The organism is Nocardiopsis sp. iso_40 (assembly GCF_056173285.1).
The window spans coordinates 1119385-1138279 of the sequence record NZ_CM149666.1 but is presented as its reverse complement, the minus strand read 5'-3'; the positions used below and the strand labels follow the sequence as shown (position 1 = coordinate 1138279).

15 protein-coding genes are annotated in these 18895 nt (G+C 72.6%); 5 read left to right on the top strand and 10 right to left on the bottom strand.

Annotated features, from left to right (window positions below):
• Nucleotides 1-55 precede the first annotated feature (55 nt).
• The gene (locus AC0VYD_RS05045; RefSeq protein WP_475478806.1) at nucleotides 56-2071 is read left to right on the top strand and encodes a tetratricopeptide repeat protein; all 2016 of its coding nucleotides are present in this window, start codon (nucleotides 56-58) and stop codon (nucleotides 2069-2071) included.
• Here the strand turns inward: AC0VYD_RS05045 and AC0VYD_RS05040 are convergent, their stop codons facing one another.
• Nucleotides 2072-2404 (bottom strand): DUF397 domain-containing protein, encoded by a 333-nt coding sequence (locus AC0VYD_RS05040; protein ID WP_475478805.1) that lies wholly within the window; start codon nucleotides 2402-2404, stop codon nucleotides 2072-2074.
• Between the two features lie 62 nt (nucleotides 2405-2466).
• Nucleotides 2467-3459, bottom strand: coding sequence for a stage II sporulation protein M (locus tag AC0VYD_RS05035; RefSeq protein WP_475478804.1), 993 nt, complete (start codon nucleotides 3457-3459; stop codon nucleotides 2467-2469).
• A 116-nt stretch (nucleotides 3460-3575) separates the two neighbouring features.
• Here AC0VYD_RS05035 and AC0VYD_RS05030 point away from each other — a divergent pair, with 116 nt between their 5' ends.
• A complete protein-coding gene (locus AC0VYD_RS05030; RefSeq protein ID WP_475478803.1) occupies nucleotides 3576-4457 on the top strand; it encodes an RDD family protein in 882 nt (293 codons plus the stop codon).
• A gap of 10 nt (nucleotides 4458-4467) precedes the next feature.
• Here the strand turns inward: AC0VYD_RS05030 and ahcY (AC0VYD_RS05025) are convergent, their stop codons facing one another.
• Together ahcY (AC0VYD_RS05025) and ahcY (AC0VYD_RS05020) are read right to left on the bottom strand one after the other, a co-directional pair.
• Nucleotides 4468-5730 carry an adenosylhomocysteinase gene (gene ahcY, locus AC0VYD_RS05025; RefSeq protein WP_475478802.1) on the bottom strand — a complete coding sequence of 421 codons (1263 nt, stop codon included), beginning with the start codon at nucleotides 5728-5730 and terminating at the stop codon, nucleotides 4468-4470.
• A gap of 18 nt (nucleotides 5731-5748) precedes the next feature.
• Complete coding sequence (gene ahcY / locus AC0VYD_RS05020) at nucleotides 5749-7185, bottom strand: adenosylhomocysteinase (protein ID WP_475478801.1); 1437 nt, start codon at nucleotides 7183-7185, stop codon at nucleotides 5749-5751.
• Between the two features lie 128 nt (nucleotides 7186-7313).
• Here ahcY (AC0VYD_RS05020) and AC0VYD_RS05015 point away from each other — a divergent pair, with 128 nt between their 5' ends.
• Both AC0VYD_RS05015 and AC0VYD_RS05010 read left to right on the top strand, forming a co-directional pair.
• Entirely contained in the window at nucleotides 7314-7760 is a 447-nt protein-coding gene (locus AC0VYD_RS05015) for a MerR family transcriptional regulator (protein ID WP_475478800.1), read from the top strand.
• Nucleotides 7761-7842: 82 nt separating this feature from the next.
• Nucleotides 7843-8994: a hypothetical protein gene (locus tag AC0VYD_RS05010; RefSeq protein WP_475478799.1), complete on the top strand. Its 1152-nt coding sequence runs from the start codon at nucleotides 7843-7845 to the stop codon at nucleotides 8992-8994.
• A 26-nt stretch (nucleotides 8995-9020) separates the two neighbouring features.
• Here AC0VYD_RS05010 and AC0VYD_RS05005 read toward each other — a convergent pair whose 3' ends face one another.
• The 4 genes from AC0VYD_RS05005 to AC0VYD_RS04990 form a co-directional block, all read right to left on the bottom strand.
• Nucleotides 9021-10403 carry a serine/threonine-protein kinase gene (locus AC0VYD_RS05005; RefSeq protein ID WP_475478798.1) on the bottom strand — a complete coding sequence of 461 codons (1383 nt, stop codon included), beginning with the start codon at nucleotides 10401-10403 and terminating at the stop codon, nucleotides 9021-9023.
• 178 nt (nucleotides 10404-10581) lie between these two features.
• On the bottom strand, nucleotides 10582-10758 hold the full coding sequence (locus AC0VYD_RS05000) for a Trm112 family protein (protein ID WP_014911237.1): 177 nt from the start codon (nucleotides 10756-10758) through the stop codon (nucleotides 10582-10584).
• 45 nt (nucleotides 10759-10803) lie between these two features.
• Nucleotides 10804-12174 carry a phosphomannomutase/phosphoglucomutase gene (locus tag AC0VYD_RS04995; RefSeq protein WP_475478797.1) on the bottom strand — a complete coding sequence of 457 codons (1371 nt, stop codon included), beginning with the start codon at nucleotides 12172-12174 and terminating at the stop codon, nucleotides 10804-10806.
• Nucleotides 12175-12315: 141 nt separating this feature from the next.
• Nucleotides 12316-12714, bottom strand: coding sequence for a DUF3499 domain-containing protein (locus tag AC0VYD_RS04990; RefSeq protein WP_452546433.1), 399 nt, complete (start codon nucleotides 12712-12714; stop codon nucleotides 12316-12318).
• Nucleotides 12715-12950: 236 nt separating this feature from the next.
• On the opposite strand from AC0VYD_RS04990, the gene AC0VYD_RS04985 reads away from it, so the two are divergent.
• Nucleotides 12951-13346, top strand: a complete 396-nt coding sequence (locus AC0VYD_RS04985; RefSeq protein WP_473041030.1) for a metallopeptidase family protein — start codon at nucleotides 12951-12953, stop codon at nucleotides 13344-13346.
• A gap of 37 nt (nucleotides 13347-13383) precedes the next feature.
• Here the strand turns inward: AC0VYD_RS04985 and AC0VYD_RS04980 are convergent, their stop codons facing one another.
• Together AC0VYD_RS04980 and AC0VYD_RS04975 are read right to left on the bottom strand one after the other, a co-directional pair.
• Nucleotides 13384-15027 (bottom strand): DUF5719 family protein, encoded by a 1644-nt coding sequence (locus tag AC0VYD_RS04980; RefSeq protein ID WP_475478796.1) that lies wholly within the window; start codon nucleotides 15025-15027, stop codon nucleotides 13384-13386.
• A gap of 3 nt (nucleotides 15028-15030) precedes the next feature.
• Nucleotides 15031-18585 (bottom strand): glycosyltransferase, encoded by a 3555-nt coding sequence (locus AC0VYD_RS04975; protein WP_475478795.1) that lies wholly within the window; start codon nucleotides 18583-18585, stop codon nucleotides 15031-15033.
• Between the last annotated feature and the right edge of the window lie 310 nt (nucleotides 18586-18895).

Genomic DNA, 18895 nt, shown 5'->3' with positions numbered 1-18895 from the left:
TTCCCGAAGGGGGCGACCTCCGCCGGGGGGCGCCCCCTTCGGGCACTATGGGGGCATGGCCTCTCCCCCCGACGCCCGGTCCCACACCGCGAACGACGCCCGGGGCGCCGTGTACGGGCAACTGCTCCAGGTACACGACATCCACGGCGGCGTCACCGTGAACGCGCCCTCCCCGGAACCCGACCAGGTCGCTGACGTGTCCCTGGACCCGCCCCGACCGGCGACCGCGGTGCGCGGCCGCGAGGAGCTGCTGGCGGAGCTGCGGTCGGCGATGGTGCGCGGGGCGCCGGTTCCGCACGTGCTCACCGGGCCGGGCGGGTTCGGCAAGACCACCGTGGCGGCGGCTCTGGCCGAACACGCGCGTTCGGAGGGGTGGACGGTGTTCTGGGTGCGCCCGGACGCGATCCTGCCGAGCATGCTGGAGGTGGCGGTCGAGCTGGGCGGCTCCCGGCAGGAGGCCGACCGGTTCAAGGCCGCTCCCCGGCAGGCGGCCCGCTGGGTCTGGCGGCACCTGGACACCGCGCCCCGTCCCTGGCTGCTGGTGATCGACAACGCCGACCGACCCGAGGAACTGGACCCCGAGCACCGGCCGGGCGAGCAGCGGGGCTGGATGCGGTCGAGTCCGGGCGGGTTCGTGCTGGTCACCAGCCGGGTGGACGATCCCGCGCTGTGGGCGCCCGCGAACGTGTACCGGGTCGGGGTTCTGGAGGACGCGGACGCGGCCGTCGTCCTGGCCGACCACGCGGGCCTGGGCGGGCTCCCCGGGACCGTCGAACTCGCCGAACGCCTGGGCGGGGTGCCGCTGGCGCTGTCCCTGGCCGGACGGATCCTGGCCACCCACCGGGTGCTCTTCCCCGATGCGCGCTCCCTGCTGGAGCACCTCGGCGAGGACGTCGCCCGACTCGACGCGCTGGCCTCGCCCTTCCTCACCGGCAACGACACCGAGCGGGGCCTGCTGTCCGGTGTCTGGGACCTGTCCCTGCGGCTGGTGGCCGAGCGGGAACCGGACTCGGCACCGCTCCTGCAGATCCTGTCGGTGCTGGGCGGCAACGCCACAGCCGTGCCCCTGTACAGGCTTCCGCTGTTCGCGTTGGCAGAGGGGGCCTTGGACACCACCGACGAGGCGGACCTGGCGCGCGCGGTCAACGCGCTCGTCGTCCACGGGCTGGTCACCGTCGGGCAGCGGTCCGGGGAGACCTCCCTGCGCCTGCACCCGCTGGTCTCCGAGACCGTCCGTGCGAACCTGGGCTCCGGGTCCCTCCCCGTACTCGAGACAGTGGAGCGGCTGCTGGAGTGCCGCGCCGACCACGACCCCGCCCTGGAGTCGGGGGCCTACTCGGCCCTGCACACCGTGCTGCTGCGGGTCCACGGCCGCGCCCACCCGGACCCGGTCAGGGCGAACACCATGTGTCAGCGGGCCGTCATGCAACTCGGGCACGCCGAGAAGGCGATGCGCAGCCTGCGGGGCATCGTCGACCAGAGCCGGGCCGACCTGGGCGAGGACCACCCGGAGAGCCTGCGGGCGCAGCACTCGCTGGCCGACGCCCTTCGCGACCTCGACAGGATCGAGGAGGCCGAGGAGATCTTCCGTACGGTGTTCCGCAGGCGCGAGTCGGTGTTGGGGCCCACGCATCCGGAGACGCTGAGCAGCCGTCACCAGGTCGCGCTGATGTCCGGGTTGCGCGGCGATCTGGCCACCGCCGAGCGGGAGTTCCGCTCCCTCTGGGAGGAGCACGTGGAGCTCTCCCGGGAGGAGGAGCGGATCGCGTTGCAGGCCCTGGACAACCTGTCCTTCGTCCTGATGTACCAGGGGGAGCACGACGCCGCCGAGGAGGGGTTCCGCAGGGTCCGGCAGGTGCGCTCCCGCGTCCTCGGACGGCGGCACCCGCGCACGGTCGAGACCGGGTACAACCTGGCCAGGGTGGCCTTCGAACGGGGAGACCACCGGGCGGCGGCCGAGGGGTTCGCGCGGACCCTGGAACTCCGCGAGGAGATCCTGGGCGAGGACCACCCCCTCACCTCGATGACCCGGGAGTGGTTCGAGAAGACGAGGCGGCTCACCGGGGGCTGATCACCTGCGGCGGCCGGAGATCAGGCGGACGGTCCCGGCCCATTCCCGCGCCTGGACGGCCAACACCGCGGCATCGCGGTTCTGCGTGTCCCGGAGCAGGACCGTGACGGATCCCGTGAAGGCCGCCTCGACGCACCCGTTGTTCTCCATGCTGCTGTGGCTGCTCTTGAACCACTCGGGCTCGGCCAGTACGGCCGCCTCCACGCATGCGCCCTCCATGCTGCTGTGGCTGCTCCTGAACCACTCGGGCTCGGCCAGTACGGCCGCCTCCACGCAGTTGGAGGCGAAACCGCTGTGGCTGCTCTTGAACCAGTGGGGGGTGTCCTCGCTCATGGGCCCATGCTGGCACGCGAGGGCCCCGCCCGCAGGGGTTCTCGTCTGTTCGTGTGCGGGGTTCAGGCGACCGGGACGGCAGCGGGGGCGTTCTCGATGTCGCCGGTCTCGCCCTCCTGGTGGGCCTTCCTGCCCACGGTGAACACGTAGGCGAAGAACAGGGCCTCGGCGACCACGCCGATGCCGATCGCCAGCCAGGTGTTGGTGATCCACCCGGTGACAAGGCCCTCGATGAGGCCCGAGACGAACAGCACCACCACCAGGCCCAGCGCCACGGCGACGGCCGCGCGGGCCTCCTCGCCCAGGGCGCGCAGACGGGTCCGCCGCCCCGGGGAGACCAGCGTCCAGCCGAGCTTCAGCCCCACTCCCCCGGCCACGAACACGGCGGTCAGCTCCAGCAGGCCGTGCGGGAGGATCAGCGCGAAGAACACGTCTCCGCGGCCGAGCGAGAACATCATCCCCCCGGCCACCCCCAGGTTGACCGCGTTGAGGAACAGCACACCGAGCGTCGGCAGGCCGAATGCCACCCCGAAGATGATCGCCTGCGCCGCCACCCAGGCGTTGTTGGTCCACACCTGGGCCGCGAACGACCCCGGAGGGTTCTCGACGTAGTAGTTGGCGAAGTCGTGCTCGACGTAGCGCGCGATGGACTCCGGGGTGCCCAGTGCGGCCAGGACGTCGGGGTTGGTGGCGATCCACACCCCGGTCACCGTCGACACCGTGAGGGTTCCCACCGTGACGCCGATCCACCACCAGCGCAGCCGGTACAGCACCGCCGGGAACACCCTGGTGAAGAACCCCGCGAAGTCGGCCCACGAGGAGGCGTGCGAGCCGGTGACCGCGGACCGGGCGCGGGCCACCTGGGAGGACAGCCGCCCCGCCAGAGCCGGGTCCTGCCCCGAGGTACGGACCACCGACAGGTGGGTCGACACCCGCTGGTAGAGCTCGACGAGTTCGTCGACCTCCTCACCTGTGAGCGAACGGCGCCTGCGCACCAGTTCGTCCAGCCGTTCCCACTCCCGGGCGTGCGCCGCGGCGAACACGTCGATATCCACGCACTGGACACTACTGGATCCGGGCCCCGGAGCCGTGACGGGTGCGAACGCACTCCTCCTCTGGCAGGTAGTGTCAAAGCGACGGTTTCAGACACCCGGTAAGGGAGCGTGCGCTGGTGTCCTATCCCGGTGGCGGCCAGGCCCGTGACGACGTGTACGGTGTGACGCCGCTGGTGACGGGGGACGCGGTGGTCCTCGAACTGCGCCCGGCCGGGTTCGCCACACGCACGGCCTCGATCGCCATCGACTTCCTGGCGCAGGTCATCGCCCTGATCGCCATGGCCGTCGTCGTCTCCTGGATCGGGGTGAGCGTCGACCCCGCCGCGACCGCCGCGATCTCGCTCACCGGTTCGATCCTGATCATGGTCGGCTACCCCGCCGCGTTCGAGTCCGTCTCGCGTGGACGCTCCCTGGGCAAGCTGGCCCTGGGGCTGCGGGTGGTCGGAACCGACGGCTCGCCCGAACGCTTCCGCCAGGCGCTGGGGCGGGCGCTCGCCGGGTTCGTGGAGCTCTGGTTGACCTTCGGCGTGGTCGCCCTGGTCACCTCGATGCTCAACCGGGACGGTCGGCGGATCGGGGACTTCGTGGCCGGGACCATGGTGGTGGAGGAGCGTTCCGGCGGACGCCGGGACCCGGTCGTCCCGATGCCGCCGCACCTGGCCGCCTGGGCGGCGGGCACCGAACTCTCGCGCCTGTCCCCGGAGACCGCGAACGCCGCCCGCCAGTACGTGCTGCGCTACGGCGAGCTCGCCGAGCACACCCGGCACGAGATGGGGGTCCAACTGGCCGACGCGGTGGCCGCGCAGGTCAGCCCGCCCCCGCCGGCCGGCACCACCCCGCCGTACTTCCTCGCCGCCGTGCTCGCCGAGCGCCGCCGCCGCAGCATGGAGGCCATGGGGCAGGGCCCGGGACAGGCTCAGGACCGCGCACAGGCCCAGGGGCTCCACCCTTACCAGGCTCCGCGGTGGAACGACCCGTACCGGGGCCCGGCCCGCTGACCGGGCCCGCTCAGGGGCGCCAGGAGTTCAGGTAGGCCTCCTGGCCCGGGGTGAGGACGTCGATCCCCACCCCCAGGGAGTCGAGTTCCAGCCGGGCGACCTCGTTGTCGGTCTCCTCCGGAACGTCCACCACCCCCGGCGCGAGCGCGCCGTGTTCGCGGGCCAGCCACTCGGTGGTGAGCGCCTGCACGGCGAACGACATGTCCATCACGGCCGCCGGGTGGCCCTCCGCGGCGCCCAGGTTCACCAGGCGCCCCTCGGACAGCAGCAGGAGCCTGCGCCCGTCGGCGAAGACGTACTCGTCGGCCTGTTCGCGTACGCCGCGGTCGACCGCGACGGACAGCGAGTCCAGGGCGTTGAGGTCGATCTCCAGGTCGAAGTGGCCCGAGTTGGCCAGGATCGCGCCGTCCCGCATCACCGCCAGGTGCTCGCGGCGGATGACGTCACGGTTGCCGGTGGCGGTGACGAACACGTCCCCGACCGCTGCCGCGGTGTCCATCGTCGCGACGGTGTACCCCTGCATCACGGCGTCCAGCGCCTTGACCGGGTCCACCTCGGTGACGACCACGTTCGAGCCCATGCCCCGGAACCGTTCCGCCAGGCCGCGCCCGCAGTAGCCGAACCCGGCCACGACGACCGTCCGGCCGGCGAGCAGTGTGTTCGTGGCGCGCAGGATCCCGTCCACGGTCGACTGCCCGGTGCCGTAGCGGTTATCGAACATCCGCTTGGTGCGGGTGTCGTTGACCGCCACCATCGGCAGCCGGAGTTCGCCCTCCGCGCTCATCCTGCGCAGCCGGATCACCCCCGTGGTGGTCTGCTCACAACCGCCCAGAACGCCCTCCAGCAGTTCGGGGCGGTCCGCGTGGGCCGTGTTGACCAGGTCGCAGCCGTCGTCCAGCAGCAGGTGCGGACGCGCCTCCAGAACGGTGACCAGGTTGCGGTCGTAGGCGGCGGTGTCCATCCCCGCCCAGGCGTGCACGGCCACCCCGTACTCGGCGACCAGCGCCGCGGCGGTGTCGTCCTGGGTGGAGAGCGGGTTGGAGGCGGCCAGCCACACCCGGGCCCCGCCGGCGCGCAGGACGCGGAGCAGGTTGGCGGTCTCGGCGGTCACGTGCAGGCAGGCGGCCACCCGGAGGCCGGCCAGCGGCCGCTCCCGGGCGAACCTCCCGCGGACGCTGCGCAGCACGGGCATGGAGCGTTCGGCCCATGCCACCCGGCGGACCCCGGCCCCGGCCAGGCCGAGGTCCGCCACCTCATGCGAGGGGAGTGTCATCTGTGAACGGACTCGCCCCTAGTAGCGGTAGTGGTCGGGCTTGTACGGCCCGGCCACGTCCACGCCGATGTAGGCGGCCTGCTCCTTGGTGAGCTCGGTCAGCCTGGCGCCGAGCGCGTCCAGGTGCAGACGCGCGACCTTCTCGTCGAGGATCTTCGGCAGCGTGTACACGTCGGTCGGGTACTCGTCGGGCTTGGTGAACAGCTCGATCTGCGCGATGACCTGGTTGGTGAAGCTGTTGGACATCACGAAGCTGGGGTGGCCGGTGGCGTTGCCCAGGTTGAGCAGGCGGCCCTCGGAGAGCACCAGGACGGACTTGCCGTTCTCCTGGGTCCACTCGTGGACCTGCGGCTTGATCTCCTTCTTCCTGATCCCGGGGACCTTCGCCAGGCCGGCCATGTCGATCTCGTTGTCGAAGTGGCCGACGTTGCCGACGATCGCCTGGTGCTTCATCCGCAGGATCTGGTCGGCCATGATCACGTTGAAGTTACCGGTGGTGGTGATGAAGATGTCACCGGTCTCCAGCACGTCCTCCAGGGTGGCGACCTGGAAGCCGTCCATGGCCGCCTGGAGGGCGTTGATCGGGTCGATCTCGGTCACGATGACGCGGGCGCCCTGGCCGCGCAGCGCCTCGGCCGAACCCTTGCCGACGTCGCCGTAACCGCAGACCACGGCGACCTTGCCGCCGATGAGGACGTCGGTGGCGCGCATGATGCCGTCCGGCAGCGAGTGGCGGATGCCGTACTTGTTGTCGAACTTGCTCTTGGTGACCGAGTCGTTGACGTTGATCGCCGGGAAGGACAGGCTGCCGTCACGCTGCATCTCGTACAGGCGGAGCACACCGGTGGTGGTCTCCTCGGTGACGCCCTGGATGCCCTGGGCGATCTTCGTCCACTTGCCGGAGTCCTTCCCCAGGCTCTCCTGGAGCAGGCTCAGGACGACCGAGAACTCCTCGCTGTCAGCGGTGGAGGGGTCCGGCACGGCGCCGGCCCTCTCGAACTCGGCGCCCTTGTGGACGAGCATGGTGGCGTCGCCGCCGTCGTCGAGGATCATGTTGGGGCCCTCGGCGCCCGGCCAGGTCAGCGCCTGCTCGGTGCACCACCAGTACTCCTCCAGCGTCTCGCCCTTCCAGGCGAAGACCGGGACGCCCCGGGGGTCGTCCGCGGTGCCGTCGGGGCCGACCACGACGGCGGCCGCGGCGTGGTCCTGGGTGGAGAAGATGTTGCAGCTCACCCAGCGGACCTCGGCGCCCAGCGCGACGAGGGTCTCGATGAGGACGGCGGTCTGCACGGTCATGTGCAGCGAACCCATGATGCGGGCGCCCGCGAGGGGCTTGCTGTCGCCGAACTCGGCGCGGGTGGCCATGAGGCCGGGCATCTCGTGCTCGGCGAGGCGGATCTCGTCGCGGCCGAACTCGGCCAGGGAGAGATCTGCGACCTTGAAGTCGAATGCCATGCGTTCCTCACTCGTCAAGTCGTGGTTGCGACCCGATTCTAGGCCCGCACCCGCCCCTGGGGCACAAAGCTCACACGCGGATGTCAGGTTTGCTCGGTATGGCGCCGGGCGTGGGTTAGGGTCCGTGCATGGCCGCCCTCGACGACGACCCCACAGCGCCCGGACCCGACCCTTCCCCGGTCCCCATCTCCGTGGCCGCAGAACGGGTCGGCAGCACCGCTCGCATGCTGCGCTACCGCGAGGGCCTGGGCCTCCTCCCCCGCACCCAGGAACAGCCCACCGGCCGCGGACACCGGCACCGCCGCTTCACCGGGGAGGACCTGGAGACGATCGCGGGCGGGCTGGAGCTGGAACGCGAGTTCGACATCCCGCCCGCCGCGCTGGCCTTCGCCCTGCGCGTGCTCGCCGAACCCGAGGTGCTGGCCCGGGTGCGCGCGCACGGTGAACGCCTGGGCAGACTGGCCGCGGCCCCCGCCCGGGCCCTGGACTTCGAGAAGGAGAAGGCGATGCGGTTGCTGCACTCACGTCGCCCCGGCCGCTCCGGCGACAGGACGCGCACCGACCGTTCCGGTTGACCCGGGACCGCGGCCGCCACCGGACACCCAGACCAACCGTTCGGCATGTTTTGGCAAACAGCCCACGGGCTACGGAGAGACCGTGGACAGCCAACTCGGCGACACGGTCCGGGAGTCCCTTCCCGGGCGCGTGCGCGAAGACCTCAGGGACGTCGACCGCCTGCGGGAGGTCTGGGCGGAGCAACGCCACAACCAGCCCCCGGACGCGCGCCGGGCCGCGCGGCGGGCGCTGACGCACGCCCGTGTCCTGGAGTGGGGATGCGGCAGCGCCCTCACCGACCTGCTGCTGACCGGCGCGGACGTGTCCGGGGATCCGATGACCGGGCCCCGCGTCGCCGCGCTGGCGGAGCGGGTCGCCGAACTCCCCGAGGGCTACGCGCTGCGACCGCTCCGGACCACCCTGTCCGACGGGTACGCCCTCGAACTGTCCCGGTCCGCCGCGGCCCCGGCCCACCCCGTGGTCCGAGCCGCGCACACCTACGCCGAGTGCGTGCGGGTCCTGGCCGAGGCCACCGGGGAGGACCCCGACGAGGCCGGTCCGCCCTGGGTGCTGCCTTGGGTCCTGGCCTCACACGTGCTCCAACGCGCCGACCTCCCACCGCTGCTCCTCGATCCGCGCACACCTCCGCCCGGGGCGGATGCCGGCCAGGATCCGGCGGAGCGGCTCGCGGCCCTGACCGCCCACTTCGCGCGGCTGGTCACCGGGGCCCTGCGCGGTGAGCTCGGCTGGCACCCGGGTGCGGTGCCCACGGCGAGGACACCGGTTCCTCCGCTGGCCGCCGTGACACGCCGCCGCGTCCTGGAGTACGTGCGGTCCCGGCGGGACCCGGTGGCGCTCATCCTCCGCGCCCTGGACCCCCGGGCGAGCGCCACGGTGTCCTCGGGGGACGGGGGCGGCCCGATGGGCGCACGCGGGTCGCGCGCGACCGACCACCTGCTGTTCACCCCGGGCGCCGCCCACTGGTGGACGTGTCTGGAGCTGGTGGCGGGTGAGGCGTCACTGGCCCTGTACGTGGTGGTGCAGGACGTGGGCAGCCCGCCCTCGGGTGTGCTGGCGGTGACCGCGAACGCGCGTCTGGTGACCTCGGAGGGGGTCCGGGAGACGCTGGAGATGTCCGGGACCGACAGCGTCACCGTGATGCCCACGGACTGCGTGGACGACCGCTGGCCCCAGGTGCGCGACCTGGTGGACGAGGCGGTGTCCCGCTCGATGAACGAACTCACCCGCGTCTGACCTCCCGGGCCGGGCGCGGGCCCCGGTCATCGGCTGAGGAACAGGATCAGCAGGAGCAGCAGCAGGATGATGATGGTGATCAGCACCGCCGGGATCACCCAGCCCTGCTGGAGGACCGCGTCCTGTCCGCCCGTCCGCGGGTAACGGGCGGCGTGCGGGGCGTAGGTCTGGTTGGGGTTCACCGCGCCCGTCATCATCGGGTTGGCGCCCTGGTGCACGGCGTGCGGCTGCTGCGGGTGGCCCGGCATCCCGGGCCGGGGGTTGGACGTGCCCGGCTGCGCGCCGAACCCGCCGTGCCGCGGGTCCGAGCTCCCCGGGTGACCCATCTGGCCGGGGCGGGGGTTGGACACCCCCGGGTTGGCCATCGGGTTGGGGTTGGACGCCCCGGGTCCGCCGTAGGGGTTGGGCACCCCGGGGCCCTGGCCCAGGCGCGGGTCGGAGACGCCCGGCGGGTAGCCCATCCCCGGCTGGCCCCCGGTGGGCGGGTACTGCGGCCCCTGCGGCTGCACGGGCGGCAGTTGGTTGCCGTTGAGCAGCCCGGTCTGGGCGACCCGCTCGCCCTGCTCGAACGGGTCGGCGGACTCCGGGGACCCGACCGGGCCGTCGTGGCCGAGCAGCCGCATCAGCAGCGTCTGGGCGTTGGGGCGCTTCTCCGGGTCCTTGTCCAGGCAGGCCTCGACGACCGGCCGCAGCGCCTCGTCGATCTCCTCCAGGTCCGGCGGTGCGCTGACCACGCGGTGCACCACGGCCGGGACGGTGTCCGAGCCGAAGGGCGCGCGCCCGGTGGAGGCGAACGCGATCACGCAACCCCAGGCGAAGATGTCGCACTTGTCGGTGATCCCGCGCCCCTCGATCTGCTCGGGCGCCATGTAGGAGGGCGTTCCGACGATCGAGTTGGTCATGGTGGCCGTGCCGTCGTCGACCCGGGCGATGCCGAAGTCGATCACGCGCGGCCCGTCCGGGCCGATCAGGACGTTGCCGGGTTTGAAGTCTCGGTGGACGATCCCCGCCCGGTGGATGGCGACGAGCGCGGTGGCGGTGGAGACGGCCAGCCTCTGGAGGGCGGAGCCGCGCACCACCCGGCCCTTGGCGACGGTCTCCTGCAGGTCCTTGCCCGGGACGAACTCGCTGACCACGTAGGGCGGGTCGCTGTCGAGCTGGGCCTCGATGATCGCGGCGGTACAGAAGGAGGCGACCTTCTGGGCCGCGCGGACCTCCTTCTCGAACCGTCTGCGCAGGTCGGCGTCGGCCGACCACTGGTCGTTGAGGACCTTGACCGCGTACTCGTCGCCGGCGGAGTCCTCGGCGAGGTAGACGACCCCCTGGCCGCCCTTGCCCAGACGTCCGGTCACGCTGTAGTCACCGAACGATGAGGGGTCGCTCGGCAGTAGCGATTCGGGACCGGGCATCGGTGTCCTCCAGGGAGGTCGTCATGGGCGGGGAGCGCAGGATCAGGGTACGGGCAGGCGACGCCGGGTACGGTCGCGCGCGACCCGGCCCCCGGAGGGCGCCGTCGACCCGGGCGTACCCCCTCTGACTACCGCGACGGGGAGAACGTTCCACCCCCCGCCCCACCTTTTTCCGTCCTCAGGAGATTTTCCGCGCCTCGTCGACCAGCAGGACCGGAATCCCGTCGCGGATCGGGTAGGCCAGACCGCTCTCGTCACAGACCAGTTCGTCGGTCTCCGGGTCGTGTCGCAGCGGGGCCTGGCTCTGCGGGCAGGCCAGGATCTCCAGCAGCCAGCCGTCGATCTTCGTGCTCATGCTTCTCGTTCCTCGTGTGATGGCCGGGTCGGGCGCGGACCCGGGTTAGCTTCGGACGATGGCCAGGACCTCGTCGCGCAGGCGCGCCACGGCCGTGTCGTCCGGGGCCTCCACGTTGAGTCGCAGCAGCGGTTCGGTGTTGGAGGCGCGCAGGTTGAACCACGCCCCGCCGGGCAGGGAGACGCTGAGACCGTCGAGTTCGTCGACGGTGACCCCGTCCCTGTCGGCGAACTGGGCGCGCACCGCGGCCATGCGCCCGGGGGCGTCCGCGACCTTGGAGTTGATCTCGCCCGAGGCCGCGTACCGGGAGTACTCCTCCGTGATCTCCGAGAGCGGACGGTCGTCCGCCCCCAGGACCCGCAGGACGTGCATGGCCGCGAGCATACCCGTGTCGGCCTTCCAGAAGTCCCGGAAGTAATAGTGGGCGGAGTGCTCCCCGCCGAAGATCGCGCCGGTCTCGGCCATGGTCGCCTTGATGTAGGAGTGGCCGACCCGGGTGCGCACGGGCTTCCCGCCCCGTTCGGCCACGATCTCGGGGACCGCGGCGGAGGTGATGAGGTTGTGGATGACCGTGCCGCCGGGTTCGCGCTTGAGCTCCTGTGCGGCGACCAGCGCGGTGACGGCGGACGGGGAGACGGGCTCGCCCCGCTCGTCGATGACGAAGCAGCGGTCGGCGTCGCCGTCGAAGGCCAGGCCGATGTCGGCACCGCTCTGCCGGACCTTCGCCTGGAGGTCGACCAGGTTGTCCGGGTCCAGGGGGTTGGCCGGGTGGTTGGGGAAGGTGCCGTCGAGTTCGAAGTAGAGGGGGACGACCTCCAGGGGCAGCCCCTGCTCCAGGACGGCGGGGACGGTGTGGCCGCCCATGCCGTTGCCCGCGTCCACGACGACCTTGAGCGGGCGGGAGCCGGACAGGTCGACGAGGTCGCGCAGGTAGTCGGCGTACCCGGGCAGCAGGTCCTGCTCCGTGAGGGTGCCGCGCGCGCCCCGGCCGCCGTCGGACGCCTCCGGGTCGGTCAGGTTCCGCTCCGCCAGTTCGCGGACCTCGTCCAGTCCGGTCTCGGCGCTGATCGGCGCGGCCCCCGCACGGCACATCTTGATGCCGTTGTACTCGGCCGGGTTGTGGCTGGCGGTGAACATGGCGCCGGGCAGGTCGAGGGAGCCCGAACCGTAGTACAGCAGGTCGGTGGAGCCGAGCCCGGCGAACACCACGTCCACGCCACGGGAGAGGACACCGTCGGCGAAGGCGCGGGCGAGCTCCGGGGAGGAGGGCCGCATGTCGTGCGAGACCACGACGGCGGGACCGCCGACCACCTGGGCGAAGGCGGAGCCGACCGCCCGGGCGATGTCGGCGTTGAAGGTGTCCGGAATCACACCGCGTACGTCGTATGCCTTGAAGATGCTTCCGAGATCAGCCACGTCTGCTCCGGCCAGGTCGGTTCTGCGACGAATTCGGTCCAGCGCCCTGTGAATCGAGCGCCGTACAAAACTAGCAAGAGCCCGCCGGGCCGCCCCTCGGGCACCGGCCGGGCGCACACCCGCCTGGTCGGGCCGGGGCCGTCAGCCCTCGGGGTGCGGTGGCCGCTGCTCACCGCGGTCGGACTTGACCACACGCAGGTGCCCGCGGCGCAGCGTCTCCTGGCCTTCACCCACGGGCTCCCCGGGGGACGGCTCTGGGCGCGTCGGCGGCCTCGCCGCCTCACGTACGGCGTCGGCGAGGGCCTCCAGGTCATCACTGCCTGGACCACCCCCCGACGTCTCGACCGGAAGCCGGACGACCTCCCAGCCCCGCGGCGCGGTCAGCCGTTCGGCGTGTATGGCGCACAGGTCGTAACAGTGCGGTTCCACGTAGGCGGCGAGCGGACCGAGTACGGCCGTGGAGTCGGCGTAGACGTACGTGAGCGTGAATACGGCGGGCTGCCTGCACGCGGTGCGGGAACAGCGTCGAACATGGCTCACAGCTTTTGACTGTATGCCTTTACCGAGGGACACGCCAGCATCGTCCCATGACCTGCACAGTTTTTGGGCGACTGTTCTTGACCCGGGCAGGTCGTGCGGCGCCGTGGAGGGCCGACGCGCCCCCGTCCGGGGCCGGCCCTGACGCCGGTTGGCCGCCAGGGCTACGCTGCGGGCCCGTGATGGCTTAGTCTCAAGGTGTGCGACGAGTGCGCCTTTCCAGTGGCCAACCAGACCGAGTGCGGCGCCGGGACCGCCGCGGCCGAGGCATCCGCGGTCCTCTCGTGCCCTCTGACCTACCTGTTTCCCGTAGCCGGGCGCAGGCCTTCGACGATCTTGTCCTGGACGCGGTCGAACGCCTCGAACGGTTGTGGGCCCGCGAGCTCGCGAACGTCGACTTCCTCGTGGAGGACGTTCCCCCGATCCCGCCCCGCGGTGAGCTGTCCGAGACGATCCCCTTCTCCCGCCTGGAGACCGACCCCGCCGGGCGGGCGCGGATCATCGTCTACCGGCGCCCCGTGGAGATCCGGACGAAGGATCCCGAGGAGATGGCCCTCCTGGTCCACGAGACCGTGGTCGAGGAGGTCGCCAACCTGCTCGGGGTGGAACCCGAGTCGGTCGACCCGGAGAGCTGACCTCCGCGGGTCGCGCGGGGCCCGGACGAACGCGGGCCTAGGGAACCACACCGGTCATGCTGTTGCGCACGACCGGCAGTTCGACGTACACGGGTGCGGGGCGTACCGGCAGCACGCTGATCCCCCCGCCCGCGCGCAGGACCCGGGCGATGTACACCGGCCCGGAGTCCTCCAGCAGTTCCAGCCGCACCGCGTGTCCGTCCTCGGGGTCGGTCCCGGCCGGAGCTCCCCAGCCCTCGGTGTCGGTTCCGAAGACGTGGGTGGTCCCCGCGGCCACCTCGGCGCGCACGGAGTCGCCCATGCTGCCGTCGGCGGCGATCGGGGTCGCCACGACCCTGGCGTCGCCCTCCAGGGCACCCAGGACCACCTCGACGTCAGTCCCCTCGGGCATGTCCGGGATGACGGCCGTGGTGTCCAGCGGCCCCTGCAGCGGGTCCACGGACGCCGCGTACGCGGTCTCCACGACCCGCAGGTCGTCATCCACGGCTTCGGAGTCCTCGGCGATCACCCCGGCGACCACGGGGGCGTCCGCCTCCACCACGACCGTCCCCGGCCGCCCGTCGAGCACGCTCTGCAGGGTCAGCCAGGCCGAGGCCGCCGGTGGCACGTGCAGGACCAGCGGGTCACCGGCGGTTCCGGAGGCGTCGCCCTCTCCGGCCTCCTCCCCGTCCGACTCCGTCTCCTCCTGGGCGGCCACCACGTGCACGCGCACCTCGACCGGTGCGTCGCCGGGGGCCGCCACGATCAGGCGGCGGGTCCCCTTGCCTCCGGGGACCCCGGGAACGACCTGCCGCTCGTCCGGTGCCCGGGTGGGCGGGACCCAGTCGCTGTGGCCGGCCGAGTGTTCGGCGAGCAGTGCGGCGGAGACACGGCCCGTGCTGGTGCGCACGTGGACACCGATCGAGCTGGTGCTCTGGATGAGCTCGGTGACGTCGAGCCGGGTGGACTCCCCCGGGCCCAGGTGGATGCCGCGGCTCTCCGACGAGTAGGAGGGGCCCTCCATGGTGTAGATGTCCACGCTGACGGTGGCCCGGAAGGTTTCCGGGTTGGCCAGGTGCACGGTGAGGGCGTCCAGGTCCACGCCTTCGGGGTCCGCGGCGCCGGGCAGGGCGAACCAGGTGCCGATGGCCGGCTCGGCGCAGCGGACCTCGGTGACACCGTCGGAGGAGACCGTGGTCTGCGCGGCGTCCAGGCCGGAGGCGAGGGAGCCCTCGGCGTGCAGGGCGGTGGGCACGGCCGCGTCGCCGGTGTCGGTGCGCCAGACGCGACCGGGTTCGGTCTGTTCCTCGCCCAGGAGTTCGCCCCGCTCGTCCGCCGCAGCGCCGGGGGCCGGGTCCTCCTCGTCCGCCGCCTCGCCGGACTCCTCCTCGTCCTGCGCGTCCCCGGCTCCCTCTTCGTCCTCCTCCGGGACCCCGGACAGGGGGACGGCCCACAGCGAGCCCTCGTCGTCCCGGCTGACCCGGGGCGCGAAAGCGGCCACGGAGCTCTCCGCACCGTCGTCGTCCGACTCGTGCGGGGCCGGGCACACCCGGGCGGCCAGCTCCGGCCGGACGGTCCCCGGCTCGGTGACGCCGAGTTCCGCGTCGATCGGCCGGATCACGAACGCGACCCCGAACAGCGCGAGTAGGGCCAGTGCGACCAGCCCGAACAGCGCGAACCGGTTCTCCACGATCAGTCGCACGACCTACTCCTCCCACTCGTCGGTGCCGGTGCCGTCCGATGCGTCCCGGGGCTGGCGGGGCGAGCCCGCACGGCGTCGGCCTCCGGCCCGGCCCCCGCCCTCGTCCGCCTTGGGGCGGCGCCTGCGGCCCGGTTCCTGCCTGCTGCGGCTCCCGGCCCGCCGGGTGCCCCGGCCGGAACGGCGCCTGCCGCCCACCACGGGGATGGATCCGGTCGTGGTCGGCTCCGGAGCGCTCTGCCGGGCCCGCGGACCGCTCTCGGGTCCGTCCTCGGGGCCGTCGGGCCCCCCGGGGGCCTCTCCCCGGCCGGGGTCCGGGGCGCCCCTGTTCACCCCGCTCCGGCGCCCGGGCCCCGAGGAGCGGGCCAGCGGCCCCCGGCGGGGGCGCCGCGGCGACGGCATCGGGGTGGCCTCGATGAGCCTTCGCTCCTCCTCCGTGCGCACGCCCGGGGCGGCGAGTACCGCAACGATCAGGAGCAGGGCGCCCTGAGTGGCCATCCAGGCGGTGTGCACCAGGTCCGTGTGCCAGACGCGCAGTTCACCGCCGTGCACCGGCAGGGCCCAGGCCTGGGTTCCGTTCTCGGTGCTCACCGGGGACAGTTCGGTTCCGTCGAGGGTGGCGCGCCAACCGCCGTCCGCCGGAGCGGCCAGGGCCAGCCGGCGACCGGTGCGCCCCTCGCCCGCCTCGGCGGTGAGTTCGTCCGAGGGGCCCGTGACCTGGAGTGCCTCGGCCTCCAGTCCGTCCTCGGAGACCACCCGGAGGGCCCCGGTGGGTTCGGCGAGCCGCCAGAGCCCGTAGTGGTCGGACAGGGACTGCCGGGTCAGCCCCGGGGTGCCGTCGAGGGTGTCGACCATGGTGGCGTCGACGGAGCCGCCGAGCTCCGGGCGCGGGTAGACCACGTACTGGACACCGTGGTCGAGCAGGGTGACGAGCTGTTCGCCGCCCTGGCCCGCGGCGAGCTCGGCGACGGCCCGGTCCAAGGCGGCCCGGGCCCCGGGGCCGGGCAGGACCCGTTCCTCCCCCAGCCGCGGTTCACGGCCGCGGACCACGACGTAGTGGGCACCGCCGTCCTCGGCCGGGGTGACGATGAGCGCCCGGGGCCCGGTGCCGTCGGAGCTGACGCTCTCCAGCGCCCCGGGGACCGAGCGGGGGGCGTTCGCGGTGATCGGCCCGTCGGCGCCCTCCCACATCCACAGGGCCGCCGCGGAGACGGGGGTGGCCAGGGCCAGGGCGGCCACACCCAGCGCGAAGTACCTCCGCAGGCTCCGGCCCACCCGTCGCCCTCCGCCACCCTCAACGGACGCCTGCGGCGCGGTCTTTCCCCTGATCATGTCCCCGAAGGCTCGGGCCGCCGTCGCCGCCGTCAGCAGCACGGCGGTCGCGGCGAAGGCCAGGGCGACGCCGGGCCAGACCTGGGCGGGAGGGCCGCCGAAGTGGGGTTCGATGACGATCCGGCTGGTCAGGACGGCGATGAGCATCCCGAAGAGGGCCAGGCACCAGCCCGCCGCGACCAGCATCCGGTTGCGGAGCAGGAGCAGGGAGCACAGGGCGGCCGCGATGAACCCCGCGGTCACCCAGTACGGGGGCGTGCCGGGGCCGCCCGGCGAGAGCATGAGCAGCTCGACGGGGGTCGCCCCGGGGTCGGACAGCTCGGGCCGGTGCAGCCCGGCCTCCAGCAGCCACAGGCTCGGGTGCAGCAGCAGCTCCAGCGACCAGGGCATCAGCAGGACCACCGGCACGGACAGGCTGATCGCGACGCTGACGTAGATCCGGCGCCCCAGGTGGCCGAAGGCGACCGCGACCAGGACCCCTGTTACCAGGCACAGGAGCCAGACGAGGGGGACGAAGGCGGTGCTGGCGGTGAGTGTCAGACCCAGCCCCCAGGCGGCCCGTCGGGAGGGTTTGGGCGGCATCGAGACCAGGCGGACCAGCAGCAGTCCGAGGACGGGCAGCAGGGCGTGGACGAGGGCGGTGCCCAACCGGCCCTGCGCCACCGCACCGGTGGCCATGGGGAGCAGGGCGTAGGCTCCGGCCATCCACACGCGGGCCGGGCGGAAGCGCAGCACCTCCCTGGCGAGCAGGTAGGCGGTGAGTCCGGCCAGTGGGACGCAGCCCAGCAGGATGACCATCACAGCAAGCCACGGCTGGCCCAGGGCCAGGGTGGACAGCAGTGCGAGGAACCCGACGTAGGGCGGGGCCGGTCCCCCCGCCCCCGCCCCGCTGTCGGGCTGGCCGGACAGGTACAGGTTCCACAGGTCCATGGCGTTGCCGGTGACCGGCGGCAGGGCGCCGCCGGCGAGCATGTCGCCGAACAGCAGCCGGCGTTCGGCGATGATCGTGACGACGGTCAGGCCGATGACCAGGAGGACCCCGGGTTGGAGGACCACCCTCCGGAAGAACGACGTCGAGTCGTCGGCCAGCCCGTCGTCGTCCTCCCCGGGCGGCACGGTGACCGCCTGGTGGCGTCCGGCGGTGTCGCCGACCCTTTCACCGGTCAGGACGCCGGTGACCGCGTCGGCGAACTGCCGCATGGCCACGCCCCTGGCGAGGAACGGCCGGATGGCGCTGTAGGTGCGGCGGCGGTCGCGGCGGCGCCGGAACCGGGCCCGGGCCAGGCGGAACGGACGGCCGTAGACGAGGGTGATGGCGGCGGCCTCGTCCAGGGCGTTGGCCGGCTGTTTGATGAGCAGGTACATCATCACGCGGAGCAGTGAGCCCACGGAGTTGCGCAGCAGCGCGAACACCATGCCGCCGAAGGGGAGGTTGGCCAGCAGCACGAACACCGCGTGCCTGCGGTCCACCCGGCGGGGGTGGTTGCGGGTGGCGGTGATCCTCCTGCGGCGGCGGGCCGAGGCTTCGGCGTGGTAGGCGACGGCCTCGGTGACGAGGCGAACCCTCAGCCCGGCTCCGCCCACCCGCCAGCAGAAGTCGATGTCGTCCCGGAAGAGGGGCAGTGCCGGGTCGAAGCCGCCGAGGCGCTCCCACACGTCACGGCGCACCAGCATGCCCGCGCTGGAGACGGCCAGGACCTGCCTGGTGCCGTCGTGCTGCCCGTGGTCGAACTCCCGCTGCTCCAGCCCGGTCTCCCTGCGGCCCGCGCCGTCGATGGTGACACCGGCCTCCACGAGGAGGCGGCGGTCGAACCAGTCACGGAGCTTGGGGCCCAGGACGGCGGTGCGCGGATCCTCGTCAGCGGCGGCGAGGAGCTGTTCGAGGGTGTCCTTCTCCGGGGTGAGGTCGTCGTGGATGAGCCAGATCCACTCCGTGGCGTCATCGTCGAAGCCGTGCACCTCGGTGTCGGCCCGCGGCAGTTCGAGGGCGGCCCTGACCGCGTCGCCGTAGCCGGTCGAGGCGGGGAGGCCGAGGACGGCGTCGGAGGGGAGGTGGTCCGCGAGGACGTCGGTGCTGTCGTCGGAGCTCGCGGTGTCGGCGGCCACGACCCGTTGCACGGGTCTGGTCTGGGCGCGGAGCGCGGACAGGGTTTCCGGCAGCCATCGCGCACCGTCGTGGGACACGATGACCGCGGTGACGACATGGCGGGCGGAATCCAGGTCAAGCACGGCTGTGGTGGGTTCTCTCCGGGAGAAGGGACGGGCCCGCGTGCGGGTCCGGGTTCTGCTGGCCGGGGCGGCCGGTGGGCGTCGGGGTGCGCCGGGCGCGACTCGCGGGCGCGGGACATCACGATACGCCACCCCGAACCATTAGGGGCCTATTAGGTCGGGTCTGCCCGGGGCGACCATATCGGAACATTCAGCCCTCAGAAGGCATGAGTCACCAATCATGCCCAAGGGCACGAAGGGTACTCAAGTACACCGAACATGAAAAAAGCGCGCCCGGGCTCGTGGCCCGGGCGCGCTGTGACGCGCACTC